This window comes from Tsukamurella pseudospumae (assembly GCF_001575195.1).
Taxonomy (GTDB): domain Bacteria; phylum Actinomycetota; class Actinomycetes; order Mycobacteriales; family Mycobacteriaceae; genus Tsukamurella; species Tsukamurella pseudospumae.
The window spans coordinates 271344-287045 of sequence record NZ_LSRF01000033.1; the positions used below are offsets into that span (position 1 = coordinate 271344).

At 69.9% G+C, this 15702-nt stretch carries 12 protein-coding genes and 1 tRNA gene; 9 read left to right on the forward strand and 4 right to left on the reverse strand.

Going from position 1 to position 15702, the window contains the following annotated elements:
- Positions 1-64: 64 nt before the first annotated feature.
- From AXK60_RS26425 to AXK60_RS11800, 5 genes are all read left to right on the forward strand, one after another.
- Positions 65-247 (forward strand): hypothetical protein, encoded by a 183-nt coding sequence (locus AXK60_RS26425; RefSeq protein WP_139057900.1) that lies wholly within the window; start codon positions 65-67, stop codon positions 245-247.
- Positions 247-750, forward strand: coding sequence for a DinB family protein (locus tag AXK60_RS11785; protein WP_175400000.1), 504 nt, complete (start codon positions 247-249; stop codon positions 748-750). Before AXK60_RS26425 ends, AXK60_RS11785 begins: the two co-directional genes overlap by 1 nt.
- A gap of 70 nt (positions 751-820) precedes the next feature.
- Positions 821-896: transfer RNA gene (locus AXK60_RS11790), tRNA-Thr, on the forward strand.
- A 141-nt stretch (positions 897-1037) separates the two neighbouring features.
- A complete protein-coding gene (locus AXK60_RS11795; RefSeq protein WP_068571307.1) occupies positions 1038-1607 on the forward strand; it encodes a TetR/AcrR family transcriptional regulator in 570 nt (189 codons plus the stop codon).
- A 51-nt stretch (positions 1608-1658) separates the two neighbouring features.
- Complete coding sequence (locus tag AXK60_RS11800) at positions 1659-2861, forward strand: cytochrome P450 (RefSeq protein ID WP_068571308.1); 1203 nt, start codon at positions 1659-1661, stop codon at positions 2859-2861.
- 9 nt (positions 2862-2870) lie between these two features.
- Here the strand turns inward: AXK60_RS11800 and AXK60_RS11805 are convergent, their stop codons facing one another.
- Entirely contained in the window at positions 2871-3443 is a 573-nt protein-coding gene (locus tag AXK60_RS11805; RefSeq protein ID WP_068744174.1) for a hypothetical protein, read from the reverse strand.
- A 30-nt stretch (positions 3444-3473) separates the two neighbouring features.
- Entirely contained in the window at positions 3474-4439 is a 966-nt protein-coding gene (locus tag AXK60_RS11810; RefSeq protein WP_244881092.1) for an arsenic resistance protein, read from the reverse strand.
- A gap of 42 nt (positions 4440-4481) precedes the next feature.
- On the opposite strand from AXK60_RS11810, the gene AXK60_RS11815 reads away from it, so the two are divergent.
- The 3 genes from AXK60_RS11815 (at position 4482) to AXK60_RS11825 (ending at position 9196) form a co-directional block, all read left to right on the forward strand.
- Positions 4482-5726 carry a PucR family transcriptional regulator gene (locus AXK60_RS11815; RefSeq protein WP_068571310.1) on the forward strand — a complete coding sequence of 415 codons (1245 nt, stop codon included), beginning with the start codon at positions 4482-4484 and terminating at the stop codon, positions 5724-5726.
- 187 nt (positions 5727-5913) lie between these two features.
- Positions 5914-7407 (forward strand): flavin-containing monooxygenase, encoded by a 1494-nt coding sequence (locus tag AXK60_RS11820; RefSeq protein ID WP_068571311.1) that lies wholly within the window; start codon positions 5914-5916, stop codon positions 7405-7407.
- A gap of 142 nt (positions 7408-7549) precedes the next feature.
- Positions 7550-9196 (forward strand): serine/threonine-protein kinase, encoded by a 1647-nt coding sequence (locus tag AXK60_RS11825; RefSeq protein WP_068571312.1) that lies wholly within the window; start codon positions 7550-7552, stop codon positions 9194-9196.
- 30 nt (positions 9197-9226) lie between these two features.
- Here the strand turns inward: AXK60_RS11825 and AXK60_RS11830 are convergent, their stop codons facing one another.
- On the reverse strand, positions 9227-10447 hold the full coding sequence (locus AXK60_RS11830; RefSeq protein WP_068571313.1) for a DNA polymerase III subunit delta': 1221 nt from the start codon (positions 10445-10447) through the stop codon (positions 9227-9229).
- A gap of 63 nt (positions 10448-10510) precedes the next feature.
- Between AXK60_RS11830 and AXK60_RS11835 the strand changes: the two genes are divergently transcribed.
- Positions 10511-12040: an adenylate/guanylate cyclase domain-containing protein gene (locus tag AXK60_RS11835; protein ID WP_068571314.1), complete on the forward strand. Its 1530-nt coding sequence runs from the start codon at positions 10511-10513 to the stop codon at positions 12038-12040.
- A gap of 584 nt (positions 12041-12624) precedes the next feature.
- On the opposite strand, the gene topA is transcribed toward AXK60_RS11835, so the two are convergent.
- On the reverse strand, positions 12625-15561 hold the full coding sequence (topA, locus tag AXK60_RS11840) for a type I DNA topoisomerase (protein WP_068571315.1): 2937 nt from the start codon (positions 15559-15561) through the stop codon (positions 12625-12627).
- Positions 15562-15702: the final 141 nt, after the last annotated feature.

The following is a 15702-nucleotide window of genomic DNA, read 5'->3' on the forward strand; positions in this document are numbered from 1 at the left end:
TCCGGTGGGCACTGGCAGTCACGATGAACGGGGCGGCGAACGCGGTGCACCGTAGCATCGGGGCATGACAACGGTGCCGATCCTCGCCGAAGCAGGACTGAGTGAATGCGCGCGGATACCCGAGTGCGCTCAGGAGATGAACCGCGACATGCTCGTCTTTCTCGGGATCTTCGGCGGCGTCCCCCTCCTTCTGATCGTCTCCGCGGTCGTGTTCCTGCTGTTCCGGGTCCTCCCGCGGCGGCGATGATGACGGTGCAGCCGACGATCGAGCGCGAGACTCTCGACGCAGAACTGCGTGCTCAGTTCGAAACCTTCCTCGATGAGCACCGGGAGCGACTGGCCGCCGTCCTCGACGGTCTCACCGAGCAGGAAGCAAGGGCGTCTCTCGTCCCGTCCCGCGCCACCCTGCTCGGCCTCCTCAAGCACGGATCCTTCGTGGAGAAGGTGTGGTTCGACGCCGCGCTCACCGGCCGGACCCGCGCGGAGATCGGGATCCCCGAGAACCCGGACGAGTCCTTCGTCCTCGCCGCCGACGACGACATCCCGACGGTGCGCGCGACGTACGAGCAGGCGTGCGCCGCCTCCCGCCGGGCGACTGCGCATCTCTCGCTCGACGACCCCCTGCCCGGACATCGACTCAGCCCTCTGCCCCTGCGATGGGCGTATCTCCACGTGCTGCGCGAGCTGGCCCAGCACCTCGGTCACGCCGAGATCCTGCGGGAGCAGCTACTCGCCAAACGTGCCAGCTGAGCGGTGCATTTGGTGGTCGACGGGGCGGTCAGTACACTTGGTCCTCGGTCCTGCACCCGTGTGGGGCCACGCCGCCTTAGCTCAGTCGGTAGAGCGCTTCACTCGTAATGAAAAGGTCGCGAGTTCGATTCTCGCAGGCGGCTCCACCGAAGGCCAGGTCGGACACGTTTTCCGACCTGGCCTTCGCCGTACCCCGTGCCGTCGCCGGATGTCTGGACACACTCGCGCCCGAGCCCTGCAGCGCAGAGCCGGGCACATCCCGGATTCCCGGACTATCGTCTGGACTCATGTCCAGCTCGACGGAACTCCCCCGCAGGCGGCTGTCCCCGGCCCAGGCCGAGACGGTGGCCAGGCTGTGCGCCGCGGTGCCGGCGGCGCTCGCCGAGCACGGTGTCGACGGGTTCACCGTGCGCGTGGCGGCGCGCGCAGCGGGCGTCTCGCCGGCGACTGCGTACACGTACTTCTCCTCAAAGAACCACCTGATCGCGGAGGTGTTCGCGCGCCGCGTGGAGGCGGAACTCGTCGGGCCCGACCCGGCGGCCGCGCCGCGGGAGCGCGTCCTGCAGGTGCTCACCGGCCTCGTCGAGCTGGTGCTGATCGACCCGCAGTTCGCGACCGCGGTGAACACCGCGCTCCTGGGCCACGAGTCCGACGCCCAGGCCGCGCGACTGCGCGTCGGGCTGCTCATCCGCGCCAGGCTGTTGGAGGCCCTGGGGCGCGGCGCACCGTCGGGCCTGGTGGAGTCCGTCGAGCTCGCGTACTCCGGCGTGCTGGTCCAGGCCGGGATGGGGTACCTCGACGTCGAAGCGTCGAAGGCGGCGCTGACGCGCGCCGTCGACCTGATGATGTCGAACTGACGGACAAGAACCTGTTCCCCTTCGACACGTTCTGGACTATTGTCTGGACACATGTCCAGTCCAATTCTCGATCCGTACTCCTACGCCTTCCACGACGACCCGTACCCGGTTTTCGAGCGGCTGCGCGCGGAGCGGCCCGTGTACTACAACCCGGAGCGCGACTTCTGGGCCCTCTCGCGGTACGACGATGTGCGCGCCGCCTTCCGCGACACCGAGCGCCTCTCCAGCGCGTGGGGCGTGACGCTGGAACCCGCGGCCTACACACAGGACGCCGAGTACGCGATGAGCTTCCTCGCCATGGACGACCCGCGTCACCTGCGGATCCGGCGACTGGTCGCGAAGGCGTTCACCCCCAAACGCATGGCGGCACTGCGGCCGTGGATCGAGGAGCGCGTACGCGCGCACTGGGCGGCGTGCCTGGACCGCGGCGAGTTCGACTTCGTCGCCGACTTCGCCGCGCTCGTCCCGATGGAGGTGATCTCCGAGATGATGGGCGTCCCGATCGCCGACCGGGACGAACTGCGCCGGCTCGGCGACGTGTTGATCCACAGGGAGGACGGCGTTTTCGACGTCCCGCAGCCCGCCGCGGAGGCCTTCTTCGGCCTGTATCGGTACTATCTTGACCTCGTCGGCGAGCGTCGCGCTCGGCCAGCGGACGACCTGGTCTCCGCATTGATCGCTGCGCAGGTCAAGAACGACAGCGGTGCACAGGAATCGCTCACCGACGCGGAGATCGTCGGCATCCTGATCCTCATGATCGTGGCCGGCAACGAGACCACCACCAAGCTGCTGGGCAACGCGATCTACTGGGGCGCACGACATCCCGACGAGGGAGCGAAGCCCTTCGGCGCACCGTCGGCCATCCCGGACTGGTCGGCGGAGACCCTGCGCTACGACACGTCGACGCAGATGTTGCTGCGGCGCGCGGCCACCGACGTGGAGTTCCGTGGAACTGTAATCCCCCAAGGGGATCGGGTCCTGCTGCTCGTGGCGTCGGCGAACCGCGACGCGGACGTGTTCAACGATCCCGCCGCGTACCGGATCGGTCGGGACACCTCTGCGTCACTGAGTTTCGGCTTCGGGAGTCACTTCTGCCTCGGCTCGCACCTGGCGAAGCTGGAGGCCGATATCGCGCTGGGCGAGGTGGTGTCGACGGTGCGCGGCTACGAGGTGGACTTCGAGAACGTCGAGCGCGTGCACTCGCTCAACGTGCGCGGACTCTCCTCACTGCCGGTGCGGGTCTCGCGACGGTGATCCGTCCCGTTAGTCGACGAGGACGCGCCACCACCCGTCGGACAGGCTCTGGCATCGATTGGTGCCGCAGCGGTCCGGGGAGCTCCCGTCGGGCCGGTATTGGAGCGTCGTCATGCTGAAGAACCCGTCGCTGCTGAACAGACGGAAAGTGACCACTCCGTCGACCTTGCTCGTGCTGGACACCTCCTGAGTGCCGATCGTCCGATCATTCTGATCGTGGAACTCCGCGCGCGGATCGGCGATCGCCTCCCGCGCCGCCACGGTGAGCCGGGGCTCGTCGTACGCCCACCGCGCCTTCTGCGGCAGTCCCGAGAATGCTGCACCCAGCCCGAGCAGGCCGATCGTCGGGATGATCAGCAAGTGCCATGCGAACCGCTTACGACGGAACGCCCAGGTCACGAGGTAGGCGAGCCACGCGACGACGAGCGCTACGCCGACGAGGAGCGTGAGCACCGACCACCCGAAGCCCGCGCCGATGGTCTGCGCCCACAACCAGGCGAGCACCTCGATCACGACAAGCCCGGCGAGAATCGCACCGAAGGTCCCGAGCGCCGTCGCCCCCTGACCGGAATCCGCATCCATCACGCCAGGATAGCGATTCACGAACTACGTCTAGCGGATCCATCGCGGGATCAGGCGGACGAACACGACCATCACCACCAGCTCGACGAGGGTCTGCGTGACCACCACCAGCGGCGCCAGATCGTACGCGGCCGGTAGGGCCAGGACCAGCGGCAGGATCACCAACGAGTTCCGGGTCACGCCGCTGAACACGACGCTGCGCCGGCTCGGGACGTCCAATCCGGCGAACCGTCCCGCGACCGCGCCGATCGGGGTCATGACGACCGCGAACAGCACGTAGACGGGGACCGTCAGCAGCAGAGACGACAGCTCGGAACGCACACCCGCGATCTGCGACGCGACCACCACCGCGAGCGTGAGCACCATGACCGGCACCATCGCGCCCGACACCGCCGCGGAGAGCACAGCACCCCAGCGAGTGCGCGCCGCCGCCCACTGCGTCGCACCGGCCAGCACCAGCGGCAACGCGATGATCACGACGAACGCTCGCACGAAGGGCGCGACGTCGAGGGTCCGCACGACATCGGCACCCACGAACAGCCACAGGTACGCGGGCAGCAGGATCATCTGCGCCAGCATGAGCAGCGGCGCCGCGGCGAGCAGCCGGTCCTTCGCCCCGCCCGCGAGGCCGCTGAACACGATCACGTAATCGATGCACGGCGTCAGCAGTACGAACAACACCCCGACCAGCAGCACCCTGTCGTGCGCGACGATCCGCGACACCAGCAGCACCACGATCGGCACGGCGACGAAGTTCACCGCCAGGACCGTGCCGAGGAAGCGGACATCGCGCAGCGCCTCCCCCATGCGCGCGAACGGGATTCCCAGAAAGGTCGCGTACAGCAGCGCGGCGAGGGCCGGTTCGACGAGCGCCCCGGCGGGGCCGGACACCGTCGGGACGGCGAGGCCGAGCGCGGCACCGATGGCGAGCCCGGCCACGTACAACGCGACCTGGTGCGTCTCCATCCGATCCACGACTGTCCGAATTCCCGTCACGCGCACACCCTAGCGACGCCCCGGATCAGTAGGGTTCCCTCCATGGGTGCGCCGACGGAACAGAACTGGCCCGAGCCCTCGGACCGGGTCAAGGAGCTCATCCGGCGCGCCGCGGAGTTCGCCAGCAACGCCCCCGACGAATGGGTGACCGCGCTGCAGGACGCGACGCTGACCGGCATCATCCTGTCCCCCATCGCCGCGGATCCGACCCTGGCGGAGCTGGTGCGCAACTCCGACACCGCGGTCATGCTGCACTGGGCGGCGCACAACCTCGCGCACCCGGGCCGCCGGGTACCGCCGAACATCGACTCCGCGGACGCCCTCGCCGTCGCCCGGGACCTCGTCCGACGGGGCCTCGACCTGCACGGCATCGACACCTACCGCAAGGGCCTCAACACCGCCTGGGCGCTGTGGATGAACGTCTGCTTCGAGCTCACCGACGACCCCGCGGAACTGCGCGAACTCCTGTCCGTCACCTGGGCCTCGATGTCGGCCTACGTCGACGACACCATCGACGCGATCACGATCCGGATGGCCGGCGAACGCGAGCAGCTCACGACGGGGACCAACGCGGACCGTCTGGCTGCGGTCACGCTGATCCTCGAGGGCGCCCCGATCACCCGGTCACGGGCCGAGCAACAGCTGGGATACCGGCTCACCGGCCCGCACACCGCCGCGGTCATCTGGACCACCGGCACCGTCGGCGACCTCGACGCCGCCGCCCACGCCCTCGCGCGGCACGCCGGGGTGACCCGGCCGCTGACCGTCGTCGCGAGCGCGTCGGCGCTGTGGCTGTGGCTCCCAGGCACCGTCGTCACGAACTCCGGAGACCTGGCCCGCGAGCTGTCCGACCACCCCGAGGTCCGCGTCGCGATCGGCCGACCGGGCGACGACCTCGAGGGTTTCCGCCGCAGCCACCTGGACGCGGGCACGGCGCAGCGCGTGATGACCCGGCTGCGGACCCGTCGCCGCGTGGCCGGGTACGACGACATCGCGCTGATCTCGCTGGTCACGAGCGACACCGGGAAGGCCGACGAGTTCGTCCGGGACACCCTCGGTGACCTGCTGACCGCCGACCGGGAGACCCGCGAGACCGTGGCCGCGTACGTCGACGAGCAGTTCAACACCTCCCGCACCGCCGAGCGGCTCTACACCCACCGCAACACGGTGATCCGGCGCCTGACCAGGGCGGACGAGCTGCTTCCGCGCCCGCTGACGGACAACCCGACGGGCGTGGCCGTGGCGCTCGACGTGCTGCGCTGGCTCGGCCCGGACGGGCCCGCATGACGCGGCCCGGACGGCCGGCATGACGAGGCCCGGAAGGCCGGCATGACGCGGCCGGGCGGGCCCGCGTGACGATCTGCACCAACCTGTGGGACAACCGGGTGCAATCTGCGCTGGCCGCGAGGGGCCGCCGAGCGAGAGAGTGAGTCATCGGTTCTATCACGGAGCCCTCGGACCAGGAGAGACACGCATGACGAACACCACCGGAGAGCATCTCGACATCATCGTGATCGGCGCCGGCATCTCCGGCATCGGCGCGGGACACTACATCACCGACGAGCTGCCGTCGAAGTCCTTCGCGATCCTCGAGGGCCGCGCGACCTTCGGCGGCACGTGGGATCTGTTCAAGTACCCCGGCATCCGGTCCGACTCCGACCTGCACACCTTCGGCTACGAGTTCAAGCCCTGGGAGTCCAAGGACTCCATCGCCGACGCGCACAAGATCATCGACTACCTGCGCGAGACGATCGAGGAGAACGACCTCACCGACAAGATCCGCTACAACCACAAGGTGCTCTCCGCCGACTGGTCGAGCGAGGACGCCCGCTGGACCCTGCAGGTCGAGCGCGACGGGGAGCAGGTCGCGATGACCGCGAGCTGGGTGTTCTTCGGCAGCGGCTACTACGACTACGAGCAGGGCTTCACCCCCGAGTTCACCGGCCGCGAGACCTTCGCGGGCCAGATCATCCACCCGCAGTTCTGGCCCGAGGACCTGGACTACACCGGCAAGAAGGTCGTGGTCATCGGGTCCGGCGCCACCGCCGTCACGCTCGTCCCCTCGCTGCTGACCGGCGCGAAGCGGGCCTCGCACGTCACCATGCTGCAGCGCACGCCGAGCTACATCATGCCGGTGCCCAAGCAGGACCCGCTGACGAACCTGTTCCATCGGGCCTTCGGCCACAAGATCGGCCACGGGCTCAGCCGCAAGCGGTTCATCTGGCAGCAGCGCGGCGTGTACGTCTTCGCCCAGCGCTTCCCGGATCTCGCACGCAAGATCATCCGCAAGGAGAACGCCAAGCGCCTCCCCGAGGGCTACCCGGTGGACGTGCACTTCAACCCGCCGTACAACCCCTGGGACCAGCGCCTGTGCGCCGTTCCCGACGGTGACCTGTTCAAGGCCATCCGCAGCGGCGACGCGGCCGTGGCCACCGACAAGATCGTGACCTTCGACGAGACCGGCATCGAGCTCGCCGGCGGCGAGCACCTGGACGCCGACATCATCGTCACGGCCACCGGCCTCAAGCTCAAGCTGTTCGGCGGCGTGCAGCTGTCCGTCGACGGGCGGCCCGTCGACGTCACCGAGTCCGTGATCCACCGCGGCGCGATGCTCTCGGGCGTCCCGAACGCGGCGCTCGCCATCGGCTACACCAACTCGTCCTGGACGCTCAAGGTCGGGATGCTGTGGAAGTACATCACCACGCTGATCGGCACGATGGACGAGCGCGGCCTCGACACGGCCGTCGCGGTCGCCGACCCCGACATGCCGACCCGCCCCGCCCTCGACTTCGAGGCCGGCTACGTCCAGCGCGCACTGAACGAGCTGCCCCGCCAGGGCGAGGCCGACGACTGGCGCATGTCCATGAGCTACTTCGAGGACGCCAAGCGCCTGAACAGCGAGCTCTCCCTCGGAGAGGAGTCGGGCCTGCGGCTGACCTCCAGCGCGCACGCCAAGGTCACCGTCTGACCTGCAACGATCACCGCTTCCGCCCGTCTACCGCTACCGTTGACTCGGTGCGGTCGACGGGCGGCGCGGATGAGGTGGGGATGAACGAGAAGCAAGTCGCGGGTCAGCGGGTGACCCGTGCGCTTCGCCGCGGAGGTCTCGGATGAACGAGCAGCAGGTCGCGGGCTACCGGGTGGTCCGCAAGCTCGGCGGCGGCGGCATGGGCGAGGTCTACCTCGTCCAGCACCCGCGCCTGCCCCGCCAGGACGCCCTCAAGCTGCTGCACACGTCCGTGAGTAGCAACCCGCAGTACAAGGCGCGGTTCGATCGCGAAGCCTATGTGCTCGCGCAGCTCAACCACCGCAACATCATCCACCTGTACGACCGGGGCGAGGTCGACGGCCGGCTGTGGATCACGATGGAGTACGTCGCCGGGCCGGACACCGCGCAGATGCTCGCCCAGCGCGGGCCGATGCCGCTGCCGCTGGCGATCGAGATCGCCGACGGTGCCGGGGCGGCCCTCGACTACGCCTACCGGCAGGCGCGGATCACCCACCGCGACGTCAAGCCCGCCAACATCCTTGTGGCCTTCGATTCCGACGGTGCGCCGCAGGTCAAGCTCGCCGACTTCGGCATCGCCAAGGCGGCGGGCGAGGCCGTCGGCGTCACGTCCACGGGCATCACGGTCGGCACGATGTCGTACATGTCGCCCGAGGCCTTCGACAACAAGAACCTCGACAACCGGGCGGACCTGTACTCGCTCGGCTGCACCGTGTTCGAGCTGCTCACGGGCGCGCCGCCGTTCCCCGGCGACTCCCCCGCGGCCGTCATCGCCGCGCACCTGAACCAGCCCGCCCCGAAGATCACGGCCCGCAATTCTTCACTGCCGGGCCACCTCGACGCCGTCTTCCGCAAAGCCCTCGCCAAGCGTCCCGAGGACCGGTACGCCACCTGCGCCGAGTTCGTCGCCGGGCTGCGCGGAGAATCGCCGTCCGTGCCGCCCGGCACCGCACAGCAGCGTATGCCTGCGGGGACCGCGCAGCAGTCCGTTCCCGCCTTCACCGGCGAACACACGGGCGCCCAGCCCGGCTCCGGCACCGCGCCGTACCCGGGGCCGCCGACGGGGCAGTACGTCCCGACCGGCGAGTACCCCGGACCGCACACCGCGGCCCAGCCCGCTCCCACCCGTGCCGAGCAGCTCCCCGCCTCGGCCCGGCAGCAGGAGCCACTCACACCCGCCCCGGCGAAGCCCCGGAGGTGGGGCCGCGCGGTCGCCGCGCTGGTGGCCGTGGTGATCATCGCGCTGGCGGCGGGCGTGTTCTACGTGGTCAACCAGCCCGGGGGCGGGGGATCCGGCGGGGGCGGCTCGACGGTGACCGCCTCCTCGGTCACCCCCGTCTACTTCCAGGGCGGCGCCGAAGCGTCCAAGTACGCCCAGAACGTCCTCACGGGAGACAAGCCGTCCTGGCGCACCGACGACTACTTCTCCGGTCCCGGCTTCGGCGGCCTCAAGAGCGGGACGGGTCTGCTCATCACCCTGGACAAGGCGGTGTCGATCACCTCGGGCACCATCACCTCGCCCAGCGACGGCTCGACCGTGGAGATCCGGATCGCCGACTCGGCGTCGCTGAACTCGCTCGACGGCACGACCAAGATCTGGAGCGGGACACTGTCGAGCGGCGAGACGCACTTCAGCGCGAGCGGGGCACCGTCGTCGAAGTACGTGCTGGTGTGGATCACCGGACTGGTGAAAGTCGACAGCGGTAAATGGTCCACCACCCTGGCGCAGGTCCAGTTCAGCGGGAAGTAACCACCAGCTCCCCCGCTCGGCCGGGCCGGCTCAGCGGCGATGGTCGCGCAGCGCCGAGGAGACGCCGGCGGCCATCGCGTCGAGCGCGACGACTGGCTTGACGTTGAGGTCGATGGCCTCGCGGCACTCGAGGATCGACTCGACGCACCGCAGTAGGCCCTCGGGGCGGGCGAAACCGGCGAGCCGCCGGGTCTGCTCGGCTTCGTCGGGATGCATGAGGGTGACCTGCGCGCCCGTGCCCTGGACCAGCGCATCGCGGAACAGGGCCGCGAGGTCGATGAGCGCGCGGTCGAGCGCATCCCGCACCGCACGGGTGCCGCGGGCCTTCTGCCGCTTCTCGAGGTCCTTGAGCTGGCCCGCCGAGCCGCGCATGACGCCCGCAGTGCCGCGGCCGCTGCCGCCCGCGCCGAGGGCCGTCTTCAGATCCTCGGTCTCGCGCTCGTTGAGATCGGCGTTGATCTCCTTGGCGGTGCTCTCCGCGTCGCGGAGCAACTGCTCGACGACGCCGTACACGCCCTCCGAGGTGGCGGCGCGGGCCAGCCCCAGCGCCTGTTTGCGCTGTTTCTGCGCCTCGGGGTCCGTCGCGAGGCGTTTGGCCCGGCCGACGTGGCCGCCGGACACCCCGGCGGCCCACGCGGCGCGATCGGCGTCGATGCCGTCGCGCTCGAGCACCGCGGCGATCGCGGGCGCCGAGGGTGTGACGAGCGGCACGTGCCGGCAGCGGGACTTCAGGGTGACGGAGATGTCCTCAGGGTCGACAGTAGGCGCGCAGAGCAGCACGATCGTCTGCCCCGGCGGCTCCTCGACCATCTTGAGCAGCGCGTTGCCGGCCTGCTCCGTGAGGCGATCGGCGTCCTCGATGAGCACGATCTGCCAGTGCCCGACGGACGGCCGCCGCGACGCGTCGGCCACCACCTCCCGCATCTGCTTGACGGCGATGGACAGCCCGTCCGGGGCGATGGACCGGACGTCGGCATGGGTCCCGGCCAGCACCGTCGTGCAGGCGCGGCAGCGTCCGCAGCCCGGCTCGTCCGGGTCCTCGCACTGCAGCGCCGCCGCGAGCGCGCGCGCCGCGACGGACCGGCCGGACCCGGGCGGTCCGGTGAACAGCCACGCGTGCGTCATGGCCGATCCGGCGAGGTCCGCGACCGTGCCCCCGCTCGCGACGACCTCCCGCGCGGCCGTCGCGGCGGCCCGGAGGCCGACCACCACCGCTTCCTGCCCCACCAGGCGATCGAACACTGAGCTCACCCCCACAGCTTAGCCATCCGGCTGGCCCTCCCCCGATCACACAGCGCAGGCTAAGTTGGAGCGGTGGCAGCACCGAAGAGCAGACTCAGTCGCGCACTGCGACTGGCGCGGTGGCTCGCCAAGACGCCCTGGCCGATCTTCGCGCTCGACATCCTGCGGTCGAACATCCTGGGCGCGGTGTTCGTGTTCGGCTTCCTGCGGTTCGCGCTACCCGTTCAACAGTCCGTGCAGTTGCAGGAGATCAGCGGCGTCAACCTGCTGGTGTTCGTCACCTACCTGGTGGCCGCGAGCCTGCTGGGCATGCTGATCGGACTGCAGCTCGTGCTGCCGGTGCTGCGCTGGCATCGCCGCAGCGCGCCCCACGACCCCGAGATCTCCCGCCGCGCACTGGCGATCCCCGGGCGCATGGCGCTCCTGCAGGCCGTGCTGTGGCTGGTGGGCGGCGCGATCTTCGTCGTCATCAACTTCACCAGCTCGCACGGCATCCCCATCGTCATCGCGATGACGGTGCTGCTGGGTGCGATCACCACCTGCGCGCTGAGCTACATGCAGACGGAGCGGGTGCTGCGGCCCATCACCGTCGCGGCGCTGGCGCAGGAGCCGCAGGGTACGGCGGGGCTCTCCGTGACCACCCGGATCCTGCTGAGCTGGGTGCTCGGCACCGCGACCCCGATCGTCGGCATCATCATGGTCGTCGTCTCCCAGGAGACCGGCGTGATCGACCCGGACGCGCGCACCGTCGTCAATCCCGTGCTGCTGCTGTCGGTCGTGGCCCTGGGCGCGGGCCTGCTCGGCACCGTGCGCGCGGCGAAGTCGATCGGCGACCCGATCAGCGACCTGTTCCGCGCTCAGCGCAAGGTGCGGGGCGGCGACTTCACCGCGTCGGTGAAGATCTACGACTCCAGCGAGCTGGGCCTGCTGCAGGCCGGGTTCAACGACATGGTGCACGACCTCGCCGAGCGGCAGCGGATGCGCGACATGTTCGGCCGGTACGTGGGCGAGGACGTCGCCCGACAGGCGCTCGAGCACGGCACGCACCTCGGCGGCGAGATCCAGGAGGTGGGCGTCCTCTTCGTCGACCTGGTGGGCTCCACGAAGCTCGCCGTCACCGAGGAGCCGGCGGCAGTCGTGGACCTGCTCAACGACTTCTTCAAGGTGGTCGTGGACCTGGTCGACCTGCACGGCGGCTTCGTCAACAAGTTCCAGGGCGACGCGGCACTGGCGATCTTCGGCGCCCCGCTGCCGCACCCGGACGCCGCAGGAGCCGCGCTGGCGGCGGCGCGGGAGATGCGGTTCCAGCTCAGCGACGTGCTCGGTGGGACGGGCTTCGGGATCGGCGTCTCCGCCGGTCAGGTCGTCGCCGGACACATCGGTGCGCGGGCGAGGTTCGAGTACACCGTGATCGGCGACCCGGTCAACGAGGCCGCCCGGATCACGGAGATCGCGAAGTCGGAGCCCTCGTCGCTGCTCGCCGCCGGCCGGGCCGTGGAGGCCTCGACGCCCGCTGAGCAGGCCCTGTGGGTGCTGGGCGAGGCCATCGAACTGCGCGGGCGCGGCCAGCTCACCCGACTGGCGCGCCCCGTGGAGGACTGAGGGCCGCGGGGCGCCGCCGATGCGCTCGACCGCCGAGGCGGAGGGCGGGGCGAGGGCGGGCGCGGCACAGGGCGTGGTCCACCTGACCACCCATGCGCCGGACGCATGGCTACAAAAACCCATTTCAGAGACTGTTTTTCGCGTTCTTGCCATGCGTGCCACGCATGCCGCACCACACTGAGCCGGTGGCGGATGCGAGAGAAGCGTCGGGACGCCACGGCGTTCGGCGGTGCCGCTCGGCAGGCGGTGTGGGCGTCACCATGCGACCGAGTCGCAGTCGACATCTTTCGAAGCGTTCTGCGACAGATCGGACTGAATCGATCGCAGAAAGCTTCGAAAGATGTTCGCCGGGGTGCGGTTTCGCAGAATCTTCAGTAGTGCGCCCCGGGATCGACCGCGCGTACAGGGACGCCCGCAGATGAGCGCCATGCACGGCGCGCATACCCTCCCGACTGAAAACCGGATTGACCTGCGGAAACCGCGCCATACGCGCGGCGCATGGCGTTCTGAACGGCCTCGCCTTCCTGCGCTCCCGACGGCCCGTCGAAGACTGAAGCCCGACGGACCCGCCGGGGTCCAGTAGGTCAGCTCGCGTCGGTCGACGCCGCCGCCGGCGCCGTGGTCTTCTTCGCGACGGTCTTCTTCGCCGCCGTCGTCTTCTTGGCCACGGTCTTCTTCGCCGCCGCCTTCTTGGCAGCGGCCTTCTTCGCGGGCGCCTTCTTGGCCGGCGCCTTCTTGGCAGCGGCCTTCTTGGTGGCCTTCTTCTTCACCGGGCCGCGGGCGCGACGGTCCGCGAGCAGCTCGGACGCGCGCTCGTCGGTGATCGTCGCGACCTCGTCGCCCTTGCGGAGCGACGCGTTGGTCTCGCCGTCGGTGACGTACGGGCCGAACCGGCCGTCCTTGATGACCATCGCGGTGCCGGACACGGGGTCGTTGCCCAGCTCGCGCAGCGGCGGCGCAGCGGCCGCGCCGCGGCCCCGTCGCTTGGGCTCCGCGTACAGCTTGAGCGCCTCCTCGAGGGTCACCGTGAACATCTGGTCCTCGGTGGCCAGCGAGCGGGAGTCGGCGCCCTTCTTCAGGTACGGCCCGTAGCGGCCGTTCTGGGCGGTGATCTCCTCCTTGGACTCGGGATCGACGCCGACGACGCGGGGCAGCGACAGCAGTCGCAGCGCGTCCTCGAGCGTGACGGTCTCGATGTCCATGCTCTTGAGCAGCGAGCCGGTACGCGGCTTCGGGCCCTCGACCTTCTTCTTCCGCGTCTTCGGCTTCGCCTTCGCGGCGCCCGTCTCGTCGAGATCCTCCGCCTCCGCGGGCTCGTCCTCGGGCGCGGGCAGGAGCTCGGTGACGTACGGACCGAAGCGGCCCTCCTTGGCGACGATCTCGTGCCCCGTGGCCGGGTCGACGCCCAGCGGGCGGCCGTCCTGCGGGGTCGCGAACAGTTTCTCCGCGACCTCCTCGGTGAGCTCGTCGGGCGTCATGGACGCCATGATGTTGGCGCGCTGGACCGTCGGTTCCCCGGCACCGTCGGCCGGCGCGACGGTGCGCTCGAGGTACGGGCCGTACCGACCCACTCGCACGTAGACGACGTTGCCGTCGGTGTCGGTGTAGAGCGGGATCGAGTTGATCTCGCGGGCATCGATCGCGTCGAGGTTCTCGGCGACGAGGTTCTTCAGGCCGGGCGAGACGCGCTCGGCACCGTTGGGCTCGACCACGTCGGAGCCGAAGTAGAACCGGGTGAGCCAGTCGACGCGACCCTCGCGGCCGCCGGCGATCTCGTCGAGATCGTCCTCCATCGAGGCGGTGAAGTTGTAGTCGACGAGGCCGCCGAAGTGGCCCTCGAGCAGCCCGATCACGGCGAAGGCCACCCACTGCGGGACGAGGGCGTTGCCCTTCTTCACGACGTAGCCGCGGTCCTGGATGGTCTTGATGATCGACGCGTAGGTCGACGGTCGGCCGATGCCCAGCTCCTCGAGCGTCTTCACCAGGGAGGCCTCGGTGAAGCGCGCGGGCGGGCTGGTCACGTGGTCCGCGGCGGTCAGCTCGGCGGCCGTGATCGCCTGCCCGGTGACCAGCTGCGGCAGGCGCGACTCGGCGTCGTCGGCCTCGCCGCCCGCCTGGTCGTCGACGGTCTCGACGTAAGCCGAGAGGAAGCCGGGGAAGGTGATGGTGCGGCCCGACGCGGCGAACTCGCAGTTCTCACCCGACGATGCCGTGCCGCCGATCCGCAGGCTCAGGGTGGTGCCCTTGACATCGGCCATCTGCGAGGCGACGGTGCGCTGCCAGATCAGCTCGTAGAGCCGGAACTCGTCCGAGTTCAGCACGGACGCCAGCGCGCCCGGCGTCTGGAAGGTCTCGCCGGCGGGGCGGATCGCCTCGTGCGCCTCCTGCGCGTTCTTCACCTTGCGCGTGTACTGGCGCGGCGTGGGATGCACGAATTCGGGCCCGTACAGCTGCCGCGCCTGGTCCCGGGCCGCGGTGATCGCGGTCTCGGACAGCGTGGTCGAGTCGGTACGCATGTAGGTGATGTAGCCGCCCTCGTAGAGGCGCTGCGCGATCTGCATCGTGCGGTCGGTGGTGAACCGCAGTTTGCGGCCCGCCTCCTGCTGCAGCGTCGAGGTCATGAAGGGCGCGTAGGGCTTGCGCGTGTAGGGCTTCTCCTCGACCGAGGTCACCGTCAGGCTGGCGCCCTGCAGGCTCGCCACCAGGGCGTTCGCCCGGGCACCGTCGAGCACCGTGATCCCGGCCGGCTTGCGGAGCTGTCCCGTGGCGTCGAAGTCGCGGCCGGTGGCGACGCGGTCGCCGTCGATCGAGACGAGACGAGCGCCGAAGGTGCGCGGCGTCGCCTCGGCGCCGGCGTCGAGCTGCGCGGCGATGTCCCAGTACCCGGCGGTGCGGAAGGCGATGCGCTCGCGCTCCCGGTCGACGATGATGCGCGTCGCGACGGACTGCACGCGGCCGGCGGACAGGCCCTGGTTGACCTTGCGCCACAGCACGGGGCTGACCTCGTAGCCGTAGAGGCGATCGAGGATGCGACGGGTCTCCTGCGCGTCGACGAGGTTCATATCGAGCTCGCGCGGCTCGTCCGCGGCCGCGAGGATCGCCTGCTGGGTGATCTCGTGGAAGACCATCCGCTTGACGGGGACCTTCGGCTTGAGCACCTCCTGCAGGTGCCACGCGATGGCCTCGCCCTCGCGGTCACCGTCCGTCGCGAGGTAGAGCTCGTCGGCCTGCTTGAGCAGGGACTTCAGCTCGGAGACGGTGGAGCGCTTGCTCGCGGAGGTGACGTAGTGGGCCTCGAAGTCGTGGTCGACGTCGACGCCGAGGCGGGCCCAGGGCTTGCCCTGGTCGGCCTCGGGGAGGGGATTGTCCCGGCTCGGGAGGTCACGGATGTGGCCCATCGACGCCCGGACCGTGTAGTTCGGCCCCAGGAAATCGCCGATCTTCTTGCCCTTGGCCGGGGACTCCACGATGACCAGACGCTGCAGACCGTCGCCGCCTGCTGCCTTCCCGCGTGCCGCCATGGACCCTCCTGATCTGTTCCGGTGGCACCTGCGTCACCACCAACGACCCCTCACGTCACCTACAACGCAGCGGTCACTCCGGTACGCATTCTGCCGCACCTTTCGCCCCACCTTATATACAGGGTCCGTCGCACGCCTCGC

Bases quoted from the DNA above. Each gene is read 5' to 3' on its own strand.
- AXK60_RS26425 (WP_139057900.1), top strand. From the start codon at position 65: ATGACAACGGTGCCGATCCTCGCCGAAGCAGGACTGAGTGAATGCGCG.
- AXK60_RS11785 (WP_175400000.1), top strand. From the start codon at position 247: ATGACGGTGCAGCCGACGATCGAGCGCGAGACTCTCGACGCAGAACTG.
- AXK60_RS11795 (WP_068571307.1), top strand. From the start codon at position 1,038: ATGTCCAGCTCGACGGAACTCCCCCGCAGGCGGCTGTCCCCGGCCCAG.
- AXK60_RS11800 (WP_068571308.1), top strand. From the start codon at position 1,659: ATGTCCAGTCCAATTCTCGATCCGTACTCCTACGCCTTCCACGACGAC.
- AXK60_RS11805 (WP_068744174.1), bottom strand. From the start codon at position 3,443: ATGGATGCGGATTCCGGTCAGGGGGCGACGGCGCTCGGGACCTTCGGT.
- AXK60_RS11815 (WP_068571310.1), top strand. From the start codon at position 4,482: ATGGGTGCGCCGACGGAACAGAACTGGCCCGAGCCCTCGGACCGGGTC.
- AXK60_RS11820 (WP_068571311.1), top strand. From the start codon at position 5,914: ATGACGAACACCACCGGAGAGCATCTCGACATCATCGTGATCGGCGCC.
- AXK60_RS11825 (WP_068571312.1), top strand. From the start codon at position 7,550: ATGAACGAGCAGCAGGTCGCGGGCTACCGGGTGGTCCGCAAGCTCGGC.
- topA (WP_068571315.1), bottom strand. From the start codon at position 15,561: ATGGCGGCACGCGGGAAGGCAGCAGGCGGCGACGGTCTGCAGCGTCTG.